Here is a 15,048-nt window from a genome sequence, read left to right as displayed (position 1 = left end):
GTGTGGGAGAACTCGGCCATGAGCGATGCCACGACCCCGGTCCAGGAGACGGCACTCGCGGTCGGTGCCCACGACCCTGACCTGGACAAACGGCTGGAGGACGAACTCGACGCGTTCAACGCCGCCGCCACGGACGACGCCGAACATGTCGACTTCTCGGTACGGGTGACGGACGCGGAGGGTGAGTTGATCGGCGGGCTGAGCGCCTGGACGTGGGGCGGGCTGTGCGGCATCCACCTGCTGTGGGTGCGGGAGGACAGCCGCGCGGAAGGCTGGGGCACCAAGCTGCTGCGCGCCGCCGAGCAGGAGGCGGTCCGGCGTGGCTGCGACCGCGCGACGGTGTCCTCGTACACGTTCCAGGCACCGGGGTTCTACCAGAGCCAGGGGTACGTCGAGGTGGGGCGCGTACCGGGGATGCCGGGCGGGCACGCGGACGTGTACCTGTACAAGGAGCTGACGGGCTGAGGGGCGCGGGGCGGGTGGTACCCCGTTCCCCCGCCCTCCGGCATGAGGTACGGTGCGTGCCATGACCACGTACTCGACCTTCCGTGCGACGGAGCCGCTGCACCGCGGCCCCCACGGCGAGTGCGCACCGCGCGGGATGACGTTCCTGCGCCGCCGCGGCCGGGTGGGTTCACCCCCGGCCGCCGCCTTCCGCTGCTGTCGGTGACTCCCGGGCTCCAAGCCCTCCCACCAGCAGCGACCCCACTCCGCGCACAGCCGCCCATGCGTCCGGCCGCGGCGCCCGCCCGCACATCCTCGTGCCCGCGCCGCGCCCTCCCGCACCCTTCGCCCTGCCAGGAGGCTCCGTTGACGGCCACAGCCGACCCCGCCATCCCCGTTCCCACTCACGCCCCCACCCCCGTTCTCCGCGACCACCGCATCCCGGCCGACGGCCTCTACGAAGGCACCCGCGTTCTGCGCCGCACCCCCGAGGGCTGGGAGGACCGGCCGTACGAGCGCTTCGAGGTCGTCCCGCAAGCCGCCACCATCGGCGCGGAGATCCGCGGCCTCGACCTGTCCCGCCCGCTCGGCCCGGCGCTGCGCGAGGAGGTGAACCGCGCGCTGCTGGAGTGGAAGGTGCTGTTCTTCCGGGGGCAGCACCTCACCTCGGCCGCGCAGCGCGCGTTCGCCCGCAACTGGGGTGAGCTGGAGACCAATCCGCTGCTGGCGACGGGCGACGCCGAGGACGTCGTACGGTTCGACCGCAGCGCGGTGTCCACGTTCGAGAACGTCTGGCACACGGACGTCACGTTCCGCGAACGTCCCGCGCTGGGCGCGGTGTTGCAGCTCCGCGAGGTGCCGCCTTTCGGCGGCGACACCATGTGGGCGGACATGGCGGCCGCGTACGGCAATCTCCCGCAGGCCGTGCGGGACCGTATCGACGGCGCCACCGCCGTGCACGACTTCCTGCCGGGCTTCGCGCGCTTCTACGCCGCCGAGCGGCTGGCGCCGTTCCAGGAGCGGTTCCCGCCGGTGGAGCACCCGGTCGTACGGCGGCACCCGGAGACCGGCCGCCGGATGCTGTTCGTCAACACCTCCTTCACCACCCGCATCGTGGGGTGGGAGCGGGCGGAGAGCGACCGGATGCTGCGGCTGCTCTTCCAGCAGGCGCACGTACCGGAGTTCCAAGTGCGTTTCCGCTGGCAGGCGGGGGACATCGCCTTCTGGGACAACCGTGCCACGCAGCATTACGCGGTCAATGACTACGGGGCGCGGCGCCGGGTGGCCGAGCGCGTGGCGATCACGGGCGACCGGCCGTACTGACGGAGACCGGCACCGTGCCGGCCGTACTGACGGCGGCCGGCACCGTGCCCCCGGGGCGCCGGAACGTTACTGCACAGCTCCGGCGCCCCACTCCTAGACATCCACCTCCCGCGCCTCCAGCGCCGATATCTCCAGCCCCCGGGTGTCCACCCCACGCACGTCCGCCTCCGGACCGCCCCGCAGCAGCGCCGCCCCCAGCGGAGTCAATGTGTGGAGGACGGCGTTTCCATGACGCAGCGTCAGCAGCAGCCCGGCATCCCGCAGCACCGTCGCGTGCTGACTGGCCGAGGCGAGCGAGACATCGACGCGCCGCGCCAGCTCACTCGTCGTACAGCCGCCGCCCACGCCGTACAGGATCGCCGAACGGGTACGCCCGACGAGCTTGCCCAGCGAGTGGGCGGGCGCGACCGCCGGCATGACGCGGGCCACGGGATGTTCGAGGGGATAGACGAGGACGGGCGTGAGGTCGGGGTCGTGGAACGTGACGGGCGTACGGCGGCAGAAGAACGACGGCAGCAGGAGCAGCCCCCGGCCGTTCAGGAAGAGGTCGCGGTCCACCGGGTAGTCCACTTCCAGGACGGGCGGGCGCCAGCACATCGTCGGCGGCAGCGAGGCGAGCAGATGGTCCGCACCGCCGTCCAGGAGCGCCCGGCCGCGGGCGGCGCGGTCCGCTTCGATACGGGCCTGGAGGCGCGGCCAGTACGGCTCGACCGCGTTCTCGTAATAGCTCCGCAGCGCGCCGGCGAGCCGGCCGAGCGCCCCGGAATCGCCCTCGCTCAGCTCGCGCAGCCACGTCGGCAGCGGCCGCGTCGCCGGCAGTCGGGAAAGTTCGGCATGAAGACGCGCGGGCGGGGTTGCGCGGAGCGCCGCCAGCCCTTCGTCGATGCCGAGCAGCCCCTCCGGCGGCGTCAGGAAATCCGGAAAATAGCCGCGCGAAGGAACGAGTGGCGCCAGCAGTCGTGTTTCACCATTCAACCTGCAACGTGCTTCGGAGCGCCATTTGCCGAGGGCCGCGCCGGGCCGCCGGTCACGCAGTCGGTGAAAACTTAAAACGGTCTCCCACAGCACGTCAGGGCGCGCGGCAATGCGCACCCGGGCCAGATCCGGTCCACTGAAATGGACGCGTAGCACCGAACCCCCACCAATGCTTCCTAGTCGACCCCCGGCCATCTGAGTATGCACGCAGACACAGCCTGTCACCACGCCCTTTTGGCCAGAGTTGAAAGGGGTCGCGCCAACACCCCGCACACGGAAAGCTGTAACTCAATTCGACGGCAGTGCGAATGGAACGGATTGCTCGATCCCGTGGGGGGTGACGAGGCAATGACCGACCGCTCAGCATTTGCCGTGGAAGGCCGTCAACCAGGCCGACATGGCTGACGGCAGCTCCCGAGGGGGGAGTCCGGAGAAAAGCGAGGGCGGCACCTCCGCACAGGTGCCGCCCTCGTTGGGTTCCGGAGCCGGCGTCAGGGTGAGGGTTATGGTGTTCTGACGCCAACTCCGGTTGGTGCATGGGGTGTTACCGGTTCACCGGCCGTCACCGCCCGGCGGCTTCGGCCTCAACGGCTGTCGCTGCCCAGGGACTCCGCCGCCGCGCGGCCCGCTTCGAGGCGGGCGACCGGGATGCGGAACGGGGAGCAGGAGACGTAGTCCAGGCCCACCTCGTGGAAGAAGTGCACCGACTCCGGGTCGCCGCCGTGCTCGCCGCAGACACCCAGCTTGAGGTCGGGGCGGGTGGCGCGGCCGGCCTCGGCGGCGCTGCGGACCAGGGAGCCGACGCCGTCCTTGTCGATGGTCTCGAACGGGCTGACGCCGAAGATGCCCTTCTCCAGGTACGCGGTGAAGAAGCTGGCCTCGACGTCGTCGCGGCTGAAGCCCCAGACCGTCTGGGTCAGGTCGTTGGTGCCGAAGGAGAAGAAGTCGGCGGACTCGGCGATCTGGCCGGCGGTCAGCGCCGCGCGGGGCAGTTCGATCATCGTGCCGAGGGTGAGCTTGAGGTCCACGCCGCGGGCCTGCTCGACCTCGGCGATGACCTGCTCGGCCTCCTCGCGGACGATCTCCAGCTCCTGGACGGTGCCGACCAGCGGGATCATGATCTCGGCGCGCGGGTCGCCCTTGGCGGCGTTCTTGCGCTCGGCCGCGGCCTCGGCGATGGCCCGTACCTGCATGGCGAACAGACCGGGGATGACCAGGCCGAGGCGGACGCCGCGCAGGCCCAGCATCGGGTTCTGCTCGTGCAGCTTGTGCACGGCCTGGAGGAGGCGCAGGTCGTTCTCGTTGGCGTCCTTGCGGGACTCGGCGAGGGCGACGCGTACGGACAGCTCGGTGATGTCGGGCAGGAACTCGTGCAGCGGCGGGTCCAGGAGGCGGACGGTGACCGGCAGGCCGTCCATGGCCTCGAACAGCTCGACGAAGTCGGTCTTCTGGAGGGGCAGCAGGCCGCCGAGGGCCGCCTCGCGGTCATCGTCGGTGTCGGCGAGGATCAGGCGCTCGACCATCTCGCGGCGCTCGCCGAGGAACATGTGCTCGGTGCGGCACAGGCCGATGCCCTGGGCGCCGAAGCGGCGGGCGCGGGCGGCGTCCTCGGCGTTGTCGGCGTTGGCCCGTACGCGCAGCCGGCGGACCCGGTCCGCGTACGCCATGATCCGGTGCACGGCCTTGACCAGCTCGTCGGCGTCGTCGGCGCCGGCGTGCATCCGGCCCTCGAAGTACTCCACGACGGGCGACGGGACCACCGGCACCTCGCCGAGGTAGACCTTGCCGGAGGAGCCGTCGATGGAGACGACGTCGCCCTCCTCGACCACGATGCCGCCGGGCGCGGTCATGCACCGGCGCTTGGTGTCGACCTCCAGCTCCTCGGCGCCGCAGACGCAGGTCTTGCCCATGCCGCGGGCGACGACGGCGGCGTGCGAGGTCTTGCCGCCGCGCGAGGTCAGGATGCCCTCGGCGGCGATCATGCCGTTGAGGTCGTCGGGGTTGGTCTCGCGGCGGATCAGGATGACCTTCTCGCCGGAGCGGGACCACTTGACCGCGGTGTAGGAGTCGAAGACGGCCTTGCCGACGGCGGCGCCGGGCGAGGCGGCGATGGCCCGGCCGATCTGCTGCGTCTTCGCGTTCTCGTCGAAGCGCGGGAACATCAGCTGCGCGAGCTGCGCGCCGTTGACCCGCTGGAGCGCCTCGGCCTCGTCGATCAGGCCCTGGTCGACGAGCTGGGTGGCGATGCGGAAGGCGGCGCCCGCGGTGCGCTTGCCGACGCGGGTCTGGAGCATCCACAGCTTGCCGCGCTCGATGGTGAACTCGATGTCGCACAGGTCCTTGTAGTGCGTTTCGAGCGTTTCCATGATCTGCATCAGCTCGTCGTACGACGGCTTGTCGATGCCTTCGAGGTCGGCGAGCGGCACGGTGTTGCGGATGCCCGCGACGACGTCCTCGCCCTGCGCGTTCTGCAGGTAATCGCCGTAGACGCCCTGCTGGCCGCTGGCGGGGTCGCGGGTGAAGGCGACGCCGGTGCCGGAGTCCGGGCCGAGGTTGCCGAAGACCATGGAGCAGATGTTGACGGCGGTGCCGAGGTCGCCGGGGATGCGCTCCTGGCGGCGGTAGAGCTTGGCGCGGTCGGTGTTCCACGAGTCGAAGACCGCGCGGACGGCGAGGTCCATCTGCTCGCGGGGCTCCTGCGGGAAGTCCCGGCCGGTCTCCTTGGAGACGATGTCCTTGAACTGTCCGACGAGGTTCTTCAGGTCGGCCGCGTCCAGGTCGACGTCGACGCGTACGCCCTTGGCCTGCTTGGCCTCCTCCAGCGCCTCCTCGAAGAGGTCGCCGTCCACGCCGAGCACGGTCTTGCCGAACATCTGGATGAGGCGCCGGTAGGAGTCCCACGCGAAGCGCTCGTCGCCGGCCTGGGCGGCGAGGCCGGAAACCGACGCATCGGAGAGGCCGATGTTCAGCACGGTGTCCATCATGCCGGGCATCGAGAACTTCGCCCCGGAACGCACCGATACGAGAAGGGGGTTGTCGGCCTGGCCGAGCTTTTTGCCCATGGTCGCTTCGAGCGCTTCCAGGTGCTTCGAGACCTCGGCACGCAGTGCCGCGGGCTCCTGGCCGCTGTCGAGGTAGACCTTGCAGGCCTCGGTGGTGATCGTGAATCCCGGCGGAACGGGAAGCCCCAGGTTGGTCATCTCGGCGAGGTTGGCGCCCTTGCCGCCGAGGAGGTCCTTGAGATCCTTGTTGCCCTCGGTGAAGTCGTAGACGAACTTCGCGGGCTCGGACGGGGTTACGTGGGGATCTTGGGTTTCCGGCACGGGAATTTCTCCTCGCTGGGGGTCCCCCCTGCGAAGCTGGGGGAGGTCTGCCCTGACGGCGAGGAACATACCCAGATCGAAGGTGTCTGGGTACGTCCACACGGTCGACATACGCCCTTAACCCGCCGTCCGCCAGCAGATCGAAAGTCGCGGCGGACGAAGAGGCCGATTCAAGAGTTGAAGGCAGAGTCGCTCAGTGCGATCGGAAGCGCGCGGCACGGCTACGCACCGCAAACTTGACTTGACCATCCGAACGCGAGAGTGATGGCACCCAGTGCCACTGTTTGGAAGATGCACTCCCCCGCGAACCGCTCATCTGAGCGCACCCCTTATCAAGGGTGGCGAGAATCACGCCCTCCCGGCCGCCCCGGTCCCGCCATGCGGACCCGGAATCGGACCCGGAATCGGACCCGCCAAAAGACGCGGGGCCGGGCTTCCGCCCGGCCCCGCATCCCTCGTTTGCGCGTCAGCCGCCCGAAGTGTCCAGTTCCGCGTCGGCCGTGACGCCCGCACGGTCGTACGGGTCGTCCAGCCAGCCGTCCGGCAGAACCACCCGGTTCCGGCCAGATGTGCGGCCACGCGGTCCGTCGGCGCCCACCGGCCAGGGCTGGTCGAGATCAAGCTCGCTCATCAGAGCGTCCAGTTCGTCCAGCGACGAGGCGATTGCCAGCCTCTTGCGCGACTCCGAGCCGATCGAGAAGCCCTTCGTGTACCAGGCGACGTGCTTGCGGAAGTCGATGACACCGCGCGCCTCGTCCCCCAGCCACTCCCCCAGCAGCGTGGCGTGCCGCAGCATCACGGCCGCGACCTCCTTGAGCGTCGGCCGGGCGTACGTACCCGTGCCCTCGAACGCCGCCACCAGATCGCCGAACAGCCACGGCCGCCCCAGGCAGCCGCGCCCCACGACCACGCCGTCACAGCCGGTCTCGCGCACCATCCGCAGCGCGTCGTCCGCCGACCAGATGTCCCCGTTGCCCAGCACCGGAATCTCCGGCACGGCCTCCTTCAGCCGCGCGATGGCCTCCCAGTCGGCCGTGCCGCCGTAATGCTGGGCGGCCGTCCGGCCGTGCAGCGCGATGGCCGTGACGCCCTCGTCGACCGCGATCCGGCCCGCGTCCAGGAAGGTGATGTGATCGTCGTCGATGCCCTTGCGCATCTTCATCGTCACCGGCAGGTCGCCCGCGCTGCCGACGGCCTCGCGCAGGATGGAACGCAGCAGGTGGCGCTTGTACGGGAGGGCCGAGCCGCCGCCCTTGCGGGTCACCTTCGGCACCGGGCAGCCGAAGTTCAGGTCGATGTGGTCGGCCAGATCCTCTTCGGCGATCATGCGGACGGCCTTGCCGACGGTGTCCGGGTCGACGCCGTACAGCTGGATGGAGCGCGGCTTCTCCGTCTCGTCGAAATGGATCAGCTGCATGGTCTTCTCGTTGCGCTCGACCAGCGCCCGCGTCGTGATCATCTCGCTGACGAACAGGCCCTTGCCGCCGGAGAACTCCCGGCACAGCGTCCGGAAGGGGGCATTGGTGATCCCGGCCATCGGCGCGAGAACCACGGGCGGCTGCACCGCGTGCGGGCCGATCTGCAGCTGAGTCATGAGGAGCGGGTTTCCTTCGGCGGTCGACGGGCGGGCTGAGCGACCTCCCATTGTCGCGCACTCGCGCGGCGGTCCCGCCAGAGCCGTAGGTCCCCTGGTCGCGGACTGCCGCGGTGGCCCATGGCGCGGACTGCCGCGGTGGCCTTCCCGGAACCGTCGCCCCCGTTCGTTGTACCGTTCACCTATGCCTGAGCCGAGCCACCGGCGGCGCCTGCTCGTCCTGGCGATCTGCTGCCTGAGCCTGCTGATCGTCAGCCTCGACAACACCGTCCTGAACGTCGCCCTGCCTTCCATGCAGAAGGACCTGGACACCTCGGTCTCCGGGATGCAGTGGACGATCGACGCCTACACCCTGGTCCTCGCCTCGCTGCTGATGCTGGCCGGCTCCACCGCCGACCGGCTCGGCCGCCGCCTGGTCTTCCAGGCGGGCCTGGTGGTCTTCTCGCTCGGCTCGCTGCTGTGCAGCCTGGCGCCGAACCTGGAGTGCCTGGTGGCGTTCCGCATGGTGCAGGCCGTCGGCGGCTCGATGCTCAACCCCGTCGCCATGTCGATCATCACCAACACCTTCACCGAGCCCCGCGAGCGGGCCCGGGCGATCGGGGTGTGGGGCGGCGTGGTCGGCATCAGCATGGCGGCCGGGCCGATCGTGGGCGGGCTGCTGGTGCAGACCGTCGACTGGCGGGCGATCTTCTGGATCAACGTCCCCATCGGGGCGCTCGCGCTGTTCCTGACCATGCGGTACGTACCGGAGTCGCGCGCTCCCCGGCCGCGCCGCGTCGACCCCGTCGGCCAGCTGCTGGTGATCGTGCTGCTCGGCGCGCTCACGTACGCGATCATCGAGGCACCTGCGGCCGGCTGGACCTCGCCGCTGATCCTCGGCTTCGCCGCGGCGGCCGTCGCCGCGCTCGCCGGACTGCTGCTGTACGAGCGGCGCCGCACCGAACCCCTCATCGACCTGCGGTTCTTCCGCAGCGCACCGTTCAGCGGCGCCACCGTCGTGGCGGTCTGCGCGTTCGCCGCGCTCAGCGGCTTCCTCTTCGTCAACACGCTCTACCTCCAGGACGTGCGGGGCCTGTCCGCCCTGGACGCGGGGCTCTACATGCTGCCGATGGCGGGCATGACGCTGCTCTTCGCGCCACTGTCCGGGCGACTCGTCGGCTCGGTGGGCCCGCGGCTGCCGCTGCTGCTGGCCGGGCTGGCGATGGCGGCCAGCGGGGTGCTGTTCGCGGGCTTCGAGGCGGAAGCGAGCACGCCCCTGCTGTTCACCGGATACGTGCTCTTCGGCGTCGGCTTCGGGCTGGTCAACGCGCCCATCACCAACACCGCGGTCTCCGGGATGCCCCGTACACAGGCGGGCGTGGCCGCCGCCATCGCCTCCACCAGCCGACAGGTGGGCAGCTCGCTGGGGGTCGCGGTGATCGGCGCCGTACTGGCCGGCGGCACCCGCGCCGCCGCCACCGGCAGCCAGTTCGTCGAGGCGAGCCTCCCCGCCTGGTGGATCATCGCCGGGTGCGGCGCGGCCGTCCTGCTGCTTGGCGCGCTGACCACCGGCCGCTGGGCGCAGGGCACCGCACGGCGCACCGCGGAACGGCTGGAGGCCGTACGGGATACGCAGGACGGGCAGGCCACGCCACACGGACCCGGCGGTCAGCCCCCGGCGCGGATCAAAGCCTGAAGCTGTTCCAGCCGCTCGCGCGACTCCTCGTCGTCGGGCGCGTAGGTGAGCATCTTCGGACCGTGGTTGGGGCCGGTCCACAGCCCGGTGGAGGACAGCCGCAGCAGGCCGACGGCCCGCTGGCGGAAGAGCTTGGACTGGCTCACCGGCCGTACGACCTCCTGGCGCGCCCAGATCTCCCGGAACTCCGGCGAGGCCGCCTCCAGCCGCGCCACCATCGCCTTCCAGGCGGGCTCGGCGACATGCCCCGCCATGGAGGCGCGGAACTTGGCGGCCATCACGCGCAGCGTCTTGGGCAGCTCCACCAGGCTCGCCCGCCACTCCTCGTTGGTGAACGCCAGCCACAGGCAGTTGCGGTCCTCGTCCGGCAGCGCGTCCAGGTCGCACAGCAGCCGCCCGTAGGTGCTGTTGTACGCGAGGATGTCGAACCGGCTGTTCTGTACGACGGCGGGGAACGGCGCCAGCTGGTCGAGCATCTGCCGCATCGGCACCGGTACGCCCGTGCACTCCGTGCCGCGCACCGGATCGGTCGCACCGGCCAGAGCGAAGAGGTGGCCGCGCTCGGCCCGGTCCATCAGCAGCGCGCGGGCCACGGAGTCCAGCACCTGCGACGAGACCTGGATGTCCCTCGCCTGCTCCAGCCACGTGTACCAGGTGACACCGACCGCGGAGAGGTGGGCGACCTCCTCTCGGCGCAGACCCGGCGTACGGCGGCGCGCGCCGCGCGGCAGACCGACCTGCTCCGGGGTGATCCGCTCGCGGCGGCTGCGCAGGAAGGCGGCCAGCTCACCGCGGCGCAGGGCACCGTCCGTGGGCGGCGGCTGCTTCACTGTCCCCGGCTTCGGCGTTTCCGGCGTTTCCGGCTGCACCGTCCCCGGCTTCACGGTCTCCGGCATCATGGCGGTCATGATCCCAGGATGCCGGAGCGGTCAGCCGGTTGCCAGGTAGATCCGGTACCAGGATAAGGAGACTCTGGTACCCCTCTGCGCGACGGACGATCGTCGTCCTCGTGAGCGATACCGACGTACGCGACGTACGAACCCTCCCCTCGCGGACCCCCGGGTCCGCGGCCACCCCCCGCCCCACCCGTCCCACCCACCCCGCGCTGACCACGCTCGGCCTGGTCACCGTGCTCCTCGGCGCCGCCCTGCCGATGATCGACTTCTTTATCGTCAACGTCGCGCTGCCGACCATCGACCGCGACCTGCGCGCGGGCCCGGCCCTGCTGGAGATGGTCGTCGCGGGGTACGGCGTCGCCTACGCGGTCCTGCTCGTCGTCGGCGGCCGGCTCGGCGACATGGTCGGCCGGCGCCGGCTGTACCTGTGGGGACTGGCCGCCTTCGGACTCACCTCGCTCGCCTGCGGCCTGGCGCCGGACGCCTGGACGCTGGTCGTGGCGCGCGTCGCCCAGGGCGCGGCGGCGGCCCTGCTGCTGCCGCAGGTACTGGCCACCATCCAGGCCACGACGAGCGGAGCACACCGGGCCAAGGCCCTCAGCCTGTACGGCGGTACGGCCGGGGTCGCCAGCGCCGTCGGACAGGTGCTCGGCGGACTGCTGGTCGCCGCCGACCTCGCCGGGACCGGCTGGCGCGCGGTGTTCCTGGTCAACGTGCCGATCGCCGCGGTGGCACTGCTGCTCGCGCTGCGCACCGTGCCGGAGACCCGCTCGCCGCACCCCAGCCGGGTCGACGTACCCGGCACCGCCCTGCTGGCCGTCGCGCTGGTCAGCCTGCTGCTGCCGCTGACCGAGGGCCGCGCGGCGGGCTGGCCGGTCTGGTCCTGGCTGCTGCCGGTCGTCTTCCCGTTCGCCGCCGCGGCGTTCGTCATCGTGGAGCGGCGTGCCGAACGGGCCGGGCGCACCCCGCTCGTACCGCCGTCCCTGCTGCGCCTGCGCTCCGTAAGCAGCGGCCTGTCCGTGATCCTGCCGTTCTCGCTGGGCTTCGGCGGCTTCATGTTCGTCGTGGCCGTCGCCCTCCAGGACGGCCTGCGGTACGGGCCGCTGGCCGCCGGGCTCGCGCTCGCCCCGCTGTGCGTGACGTTCTTCTTCGCGTCGCTGGCCGGACCGCGGCTGGTGGCCCGCTTCGGGCGGCGGGTGGTGCTGGCCGGGTCGCTGATCCAGGGCGCCGGGCTGCTCGCGCTGGCGCTCGTCTTCCGTACGCAGTGGCCCGACGTGTCCGCGCCCGCGCTGGCGGCGGCCATGGCGGTACTCGGCGTGGGCCAGGGCCTGGTGCTGCCGATCCTGCTGCGGATCGTCCTCAGCGAGCTGCCGGCGGCGCAGGCCGGAGTGGGCAGCGGCGCGATGGTCACCACCCAGCAGGCCGGTCTGGCGCTGGGCGTCGCGACGCTCGGCACGCTCTTCCTCACGCTGCTGCCGTCGCTGGGCGTACAGAACGCCCTGATCGTCGCGCTCCTCGCACAGCTGGCGACGGTGGGGCTCAACGTGGGGCTCACCTTCCGGCTGCCGCAGGTGGTGCGGTAGAGCGCGAGGGGGCAGGGCAGGGGCCGGGACCGGGCAGAGGCAGGGTCGGGTCCGGGCAGGGCCGACCGGGGTGCTCGAATGACAGATATTGAAATCTGTCATCGCTCATGCCATGGTTGAGGGGTGCCGCCACGCATGCCGCGTCCACCGCGACGCGTGGCGGCCCCCACCCACCCCCTCCGCTTCTGAGGAGCACCCCCGTGCAGACCCGCACCCTCGGCACCACAGGCCCGCAGACCTCGGCCCTCGGCCTCGGCTGCATGGGCATGTCCGCCCTGTACGGCGACCCCGGCGACCGCGCCGAATCCGTCGCCACCCTCCACGCGGCCCTCGAAGCCGGCGTCACCCTGCTGGACACCGGCGACTTCTACGGCATGGGCCACAACGAACTGCTGATCAACGAGGCGCTGCGCACCGCGCCCGCCGCCCGCCGCGAGCAGGCGCTGACCAGCGTGAAGTTCGGCGCCCAGCGCACCGTCGAAGGCGACTTCATCGGGTTCGACGGCCGGCCCGCCGCGGTGAAGAGCTTCGCCGCGTACTCGCTCCAGCGCCTGGGCACCGACCACATCGACATCTACCGGATCGCCCGCGTCGACCCCGACGTGCCGATCGAGGAGACGGTCGGCGCCATCGCCGAACTGGTCGAGGCCGGTCATGTACGGCACATCGGACTGTCCGAAGCCGGCGCGGACACCCTGCGCCGGGCCGCCGCCGTCGCCCCGATCTCCGACCTCCAGATCGAGTACGCGCTCATCACCCGCGGCATCGAGGACAAGATCCTGCCCACCGCGCGTGAACTGGGCATCGGCATCACCGCGTACGGCGTGCTCTCGCGCGGCCTGCTCGGCGGCCACTTCACACGCGACCGCAAGCTGGCCGCGGACGACTTCCGCGCGGCCAGCCCCCGCTTCCAGGGCGAGAACCTGCACCGCAACCTCGACCTCACCGACGCGCTGCGCACGATCGCCGAACAGAAGGGCGCGACCGTCGCCCAGATCGCCATCGCCTGGGTGCTCGCCCAGGGTGAGGACATCGTGCCGCTGGTCGGCGCCCGCCGCCGGGACCGGCTGGCGGAGGCGCTGGGCGCGCTCGACGTCACGCTGGACGCCGGCGACCTCGCGGCCATCGAGCGCGCCGTCCCGGCGGACGCCGCGGCCGGTGACCGCTACCCGACGCAGCAGATGGCCTTCCTGGACAGCGAGCGCTGACCTTCGGGGCACGGTCGGGGGCCGTACGGGTACGGTCCGTGGAAGGACGCCTCCGTGTCCGCACCAGGACGCCCCGCACGGCGCCCCCGACCGAAAGGCCCGTACGCCCGCCATGCCACCAGCCGAGACCCTGACCCCCGAACGCATCCTCGAAGCGACCGAGGACGTGCTGCGCCGTTACGGCCCGGCCAAGGCCACCGTCGTCGACGTGGCGCGCGCGCTGGGCGTCAGCCACGGCAGCGTCTACCGGCACTTCCGTACGAAGACGGCGCTGCGCGAAGCGGTCACGCAGCGCTGGCTGGACCGGACGAGCGGCCAACTGCGCGCCGTCGTCACCGAGGACGGCCCGGCGCCGGAGCGGCTGCGCCGCTGGGTGCACACGCTGTTCACCGCGAAGCGGCACAAGGCGGGCGACGACCCCGAACTGTTCGCGACCTACATGACGCTGGTCGGCGAGAGCGGCGGCGTCGTGGAACAGCACGTCGCCGACCTGACCGGCCAGCTGGCGGCCATCATCCTCGACGGCATCGGCCAGGAAGCGTTCGCTCCGGGCGACTCCGCGACCCTGGCCCGCGCGGTCTTCGACGCGACCGGCCGCTTCCACGATCCCTGCTACGCGGCGGAGTGGTCACAGCCCGGGATCGAGGAGGCGCTGGGGGCGGTGGTGGAGTTGGTGTTGCGGGGGTTGCGGGGTTGACGTAACGGCGGCGATTGTCAGCGGCGCCCACTACGCTGAGTGTTGACTGGATCACTTCGCGGGAAGGGCGCATCATGACAGTGATGCTCGAACGACCGAAGATCATAGACGTTCCCCACGGCTCGGCAGCCTTCCAGGAGCTGTGCCGCACCGTCCTGAGCATGGACGTGCCCGATGGCTACCGGGCGGAAATCATCGGGGGAAATATCGTCATGTCGCCGTGGTCGAGGCTCTACTACACGCCCATCATGCTGTCGGTCGAGGCGCAGCTGAGGCCGCACGCTCCTGACGGGCACCTCATCGCAAGCGCCCCCAATCTGGTCGCTTTACCTGGGCAGGAGCGATGCTACGGGCCGGACCTCTACGCAGCCGCTGCGAGCGCGTTCGACACTGATGCCACCTTTCTCGACGGCGAAGCGCTCTCACTCGTCGGCGAGCTGACCTCCACATCGACACGCAGCGCGGACTGGGAGGACAAACTGCCTGTGTACGGATGCGCCGGTGTGCCGGTGTATCTGCTGTTGGACATGCAGGAGCAACACGCGATCGTGTTCTGGGAACCCTCCGAAGCCGGCTATACCAAGCGCCGCACTGTGCCGTTCGGCGACAAGCTGCACATTCCCAAGCCCTTCGACTGCCACCTGGACACCACCGAGTTCATCCGCCCCTGAGCCCCCGTCACACCCCCAAGAACCGCAACACCGCCAGTACCCGCCGATGATCCGCGTCCGCCCTCGGCAGGTCCAGCTTGGCGAGGATGTTGTTGATGTGTTTCGCCACCGCGGACTCGCTCACCACGAGCGCTCCCGCGATGCCCGCGTTCGACCGGCCCTCGGCCATCAGCGCCAGGACCTCGCGTTCGCGTTCGGTCAGCCGTTCCAGCGGGTCGCTGCGGCGCCGTACGAGCAATTGCGCCACCACTTGCGGGTCCAGCGCGGTCCCGCCGTCGGCGACCCGGCACAGCGCCTCGATGAACTCCTCGACGTCCGCGACCCGCTGCTTGAGCAGATAGCCGATGCCGCTGGTGTTCGTGGCGAGGAGGTCGGCGGCGTACCGTTCCTCCACGTACTGCGACAGCATCAGTACGGCGGTGTCCGGCCACCGTTCCCGGATCTCCAGCGCCGCGCGCACCCCCTCGTCCGTGAAGCCGGGCGGCATCCGTACGTCCACCACGGCGAGGTCGGGGCGGTGCTCCGCCACCGCCGCCAGCAGCGCCTGCCCGTCACCGACCTCGGCGGCCACCTCGAAACCGGCCGTCTCCAGCACCTTCACCAGGCCGACCCGCAGCAGGACGGAGTCCTCGGCGATCACGGCGCGGCGTACGGCGGGT

The 15,048-nt window shown here is 71.0% G+C and carries 13 protein-coding genes; 8 read left to right on the top strand and 5 right to left on the bottom strand.

Annotation, left to right across the window (positions count from 1 at the left end):
• Nucleotides 1-18 precede the first annotated feature (18 nt).
• From ACZ53K_RS26390 to ACZ53K_RS26380, 3 genes are all read left to right on the top strand, one after another.
• Nucleotides 19-465, top strand: coding sequence for a GNAT family N-acetyltransferase (locus ACZ53K_RS26390; protein WP_468841069.1), 447 nt, complete (start codon nt 19-21; stop codon nt 463-465).
• Between the two features lie 61 nt (nt 466-526).
• Nucleotides 527-670, top strand: a complete 144-nt coding sequence (locus ACZ53K_RS26385) for a hypothetical protein (protein ID WP_468841067.1) — start codon at nt 527-529, stop codon at nt 668-670.
• A 140-nt stretch (nt 671-810) separates the two neighbouring features.
• The gene (locus ACZ53K_RS26380) at nt 811-1,767 is read left to right on the top strand and encodes a TauD/TfdA dioxygenase family protein (RefSeq protein WP_468841065.1); all 957 of its coding nucleotides are present in this window, start codon (nt 811-813) and stop codon (nt 1,765-1,767) included.
• Nucleotides 1,768-1,860: 93 nt separating this feature from the next.
• Here the strand turns inward: ACZ53K_RS26380 and ACZ53K_RS26375 are convergent, their stop codons facing one another.
• The 3 genes from ACZ53K_RS26375 to dusB form a co-directional block, all read right to left on the bottom strand.
• Nucleotides 1,861-2,742, bottom strand: coding sequence for an ArsR/SmtB family transcription factor (locus ACZ53K_RS26375; RefSeq protein WP_468841063.1), 882 nt, complete (start codon nt 2,740-2,742; stop codon nt 1,861-1,863).
• Between the two features lie 584 nt (nt 2,743-3,326).
• Nucleotides 3,327-6,065: a pyruvate, phosphate dikinase gene (ppdK, locus tag ACZ53K_RS26370; protein WP_468841061.1), complete on the bottom strand. Its 2,739-nt coding sequence runs from the start codon at nt 6,063-6,065 to the stop codon at nt 3,327-3,329.
• 466 nt (nt 6,066-6,531) lie between these two features.
• Complete coding sequence (gene dusB, locus ACZ53K_RS26365) at nt 6,532-7,659, bottom strand: tRNA dihydrouridine synthase DusB (protein WP_468841059.1); 1,128 nt, start codon at nt 7,657-7,659, stop codon at nt 6,532-6,534.
• 184 nt (nt 7,660-7,843) lie between these two features.
• On the opposite strand from dusB, the gene ACZ53K_RS26360 reads away from it, so the two are divergent.
• Nucleotides 7,844-9,334 (top strand): MFS transporter, encoded by a 1,491-nt coding sequence (locus ACZ53K_RS26360; protein WP_468841057.1) that lies wholly within the window; start codon nt 7,844-7,846, stop codon nt 9,332-9,334.
• Here the strand turns inward: ACZ53K_RS26360 and ACZ53K_RS26355 are convergent.
• Entirely contained in the window at nt 9,307-10,242 is a 936-nt protein-coding gene (locus ACZ53K_RS26355; protein ID WP_468841056.1) for a helix-turn-helix transcriptional regulator, read from the bottom strand. The two genes, ACZ53K_RS26360 and ACZ53K_RS26355, sit on opposite strands and share 28 nt — an antisense overlap.
• Before the next feature lie 101 nt (nt 10,243-10,343).
• On the opposite strand from ACZ53K_RS26355, the gene ACZ53K_RS26350 reads away from it, so the two are divergent.
• The 4 genes from ACZ53K_RS26350 (at nt 10,344) to ACZ53K_RS26335 (ending at nt 14,389) form a co-directional block, all read left to right on the top strand.
• Nucleotides 10,344-11,813: an MFS transporter gene (locus ACZ53K_RS26350; protein ID WP_468841055.1), complete on the top strand. Its 1,470-nt coding sequence runs from the start codon at nt 10,344-10,346 to the stop codon at nt 11,811-11,813.
• Nucleotides 11,814-12,013: 200 nt separating this feature from the next.
• A complete protein-coding gene (locus ACZ53K_RS26345; RefSeq protein ID WP_468841054.1) occupies nt 12,014-13,021 on the top strand; it encodes an aldo/keto reductase in 1,008 nt (335 codons plus the stop codon).
• Between the two features lie 112 nt (nt 13,022-13,133).
• Nucleotides 13,134-13,718, top strand: a complete 585-nt coding sequence (locus ACZ53K_RS26340; RefSeq protein ID WP_468841053.1) for a TetR/AcrR family transcriptional regulator — start codon at nt 13,134-13,136, stop codon at nt 13,716-13,718.
• 74 nt (nt 13,719-13,792) lie between these two features.
• Nucleotides 13,793-14,389 (top strand): Uma2 family endonuclease, encoded by a 597-nt coding sequence (locus tag ACZ53K_RS26335; RefSeq protein ID WP_468841052.1) that lies wholly within the window; start codon nt 13,793-13,795, stop codon nt 14,387-14,389.
• Between the two features lie 7 nt (nt 14,390-14,396).
• On the opposite strand, the gene ACZ53K_RS26330 is transcribed toward ACZ53K_RS26335, so the two are convergent.
• Nucleotides 14,397-15,029, bottom strand: a complete 633-nt coding sequence (locus ACZ53K_RS26330; RefSeq protein ID WP_468841204.1) for a response regulator — start codon at nt 15,027-15,029, stop codon at nt 14,397-14,399.
• Nucleotides 15,030-15,048 lie beyond the last annotated feature (19 nt).

The organism is Streptomyces sp. NPDC033221 (assembly GCF_055577005.1).
This window is presented reverse-complemented; position numbering and strand designations above follow the sequence as displayed.

Bases quoted from the DNA above. Each gene is read 5' to 3' on its own strand.
- ACZ53K_RS26390 (WP_468841069.1), top strand. From the start codon at position 19: ATGAGCGATGCCACGACCCCGGTCCAGGAGACGGCACTCGCGGTCGGT.
- ACZ53K_RS26385 (WP_468841067.1), top strand. From the start codon at position 527: ATGACCACGTACTCGACCTTCCGTGCGACGGAGCCGCTGCACCGCGGC.
- dusB (WP_468841059.1), bottom strand. From the start codon at position 7,659: ATGACTCAGCTGCAGATCGGCCCGCACGCGGTGCAGCCGCCCGTGGTT.
- ACZ53K_RS26360 (WP_468841057.1), top strand. From the start codon at position 7,844: ATGCCTGAGCCGAGCCACCGGCGGCGCCTGCTCGTCCTGGCGATCTGC.
- ACZ53K_RS26355 (WP_468841056.1), bottom strand. From the start codon at position 10,242: ATGACCGCCATGATGCCGGAGACCGTGAAGCCGGGGACGGTGCAGCCG.
- ACZ53K_RS26340 (WP_468841053.1), top strand. From the start codon at position 13,134: ATGCCACCAGCCGAGACCCTGACCCCCGAACGCATCCTCGAAGCGACC.
- ACZ53K_RS26335 (WP_468841052.1), top strand. From the start codon at position 13,793: ATGACAGTGATGCTCGAACGACCGAAGATCATAGACGTTCCCCACGGC.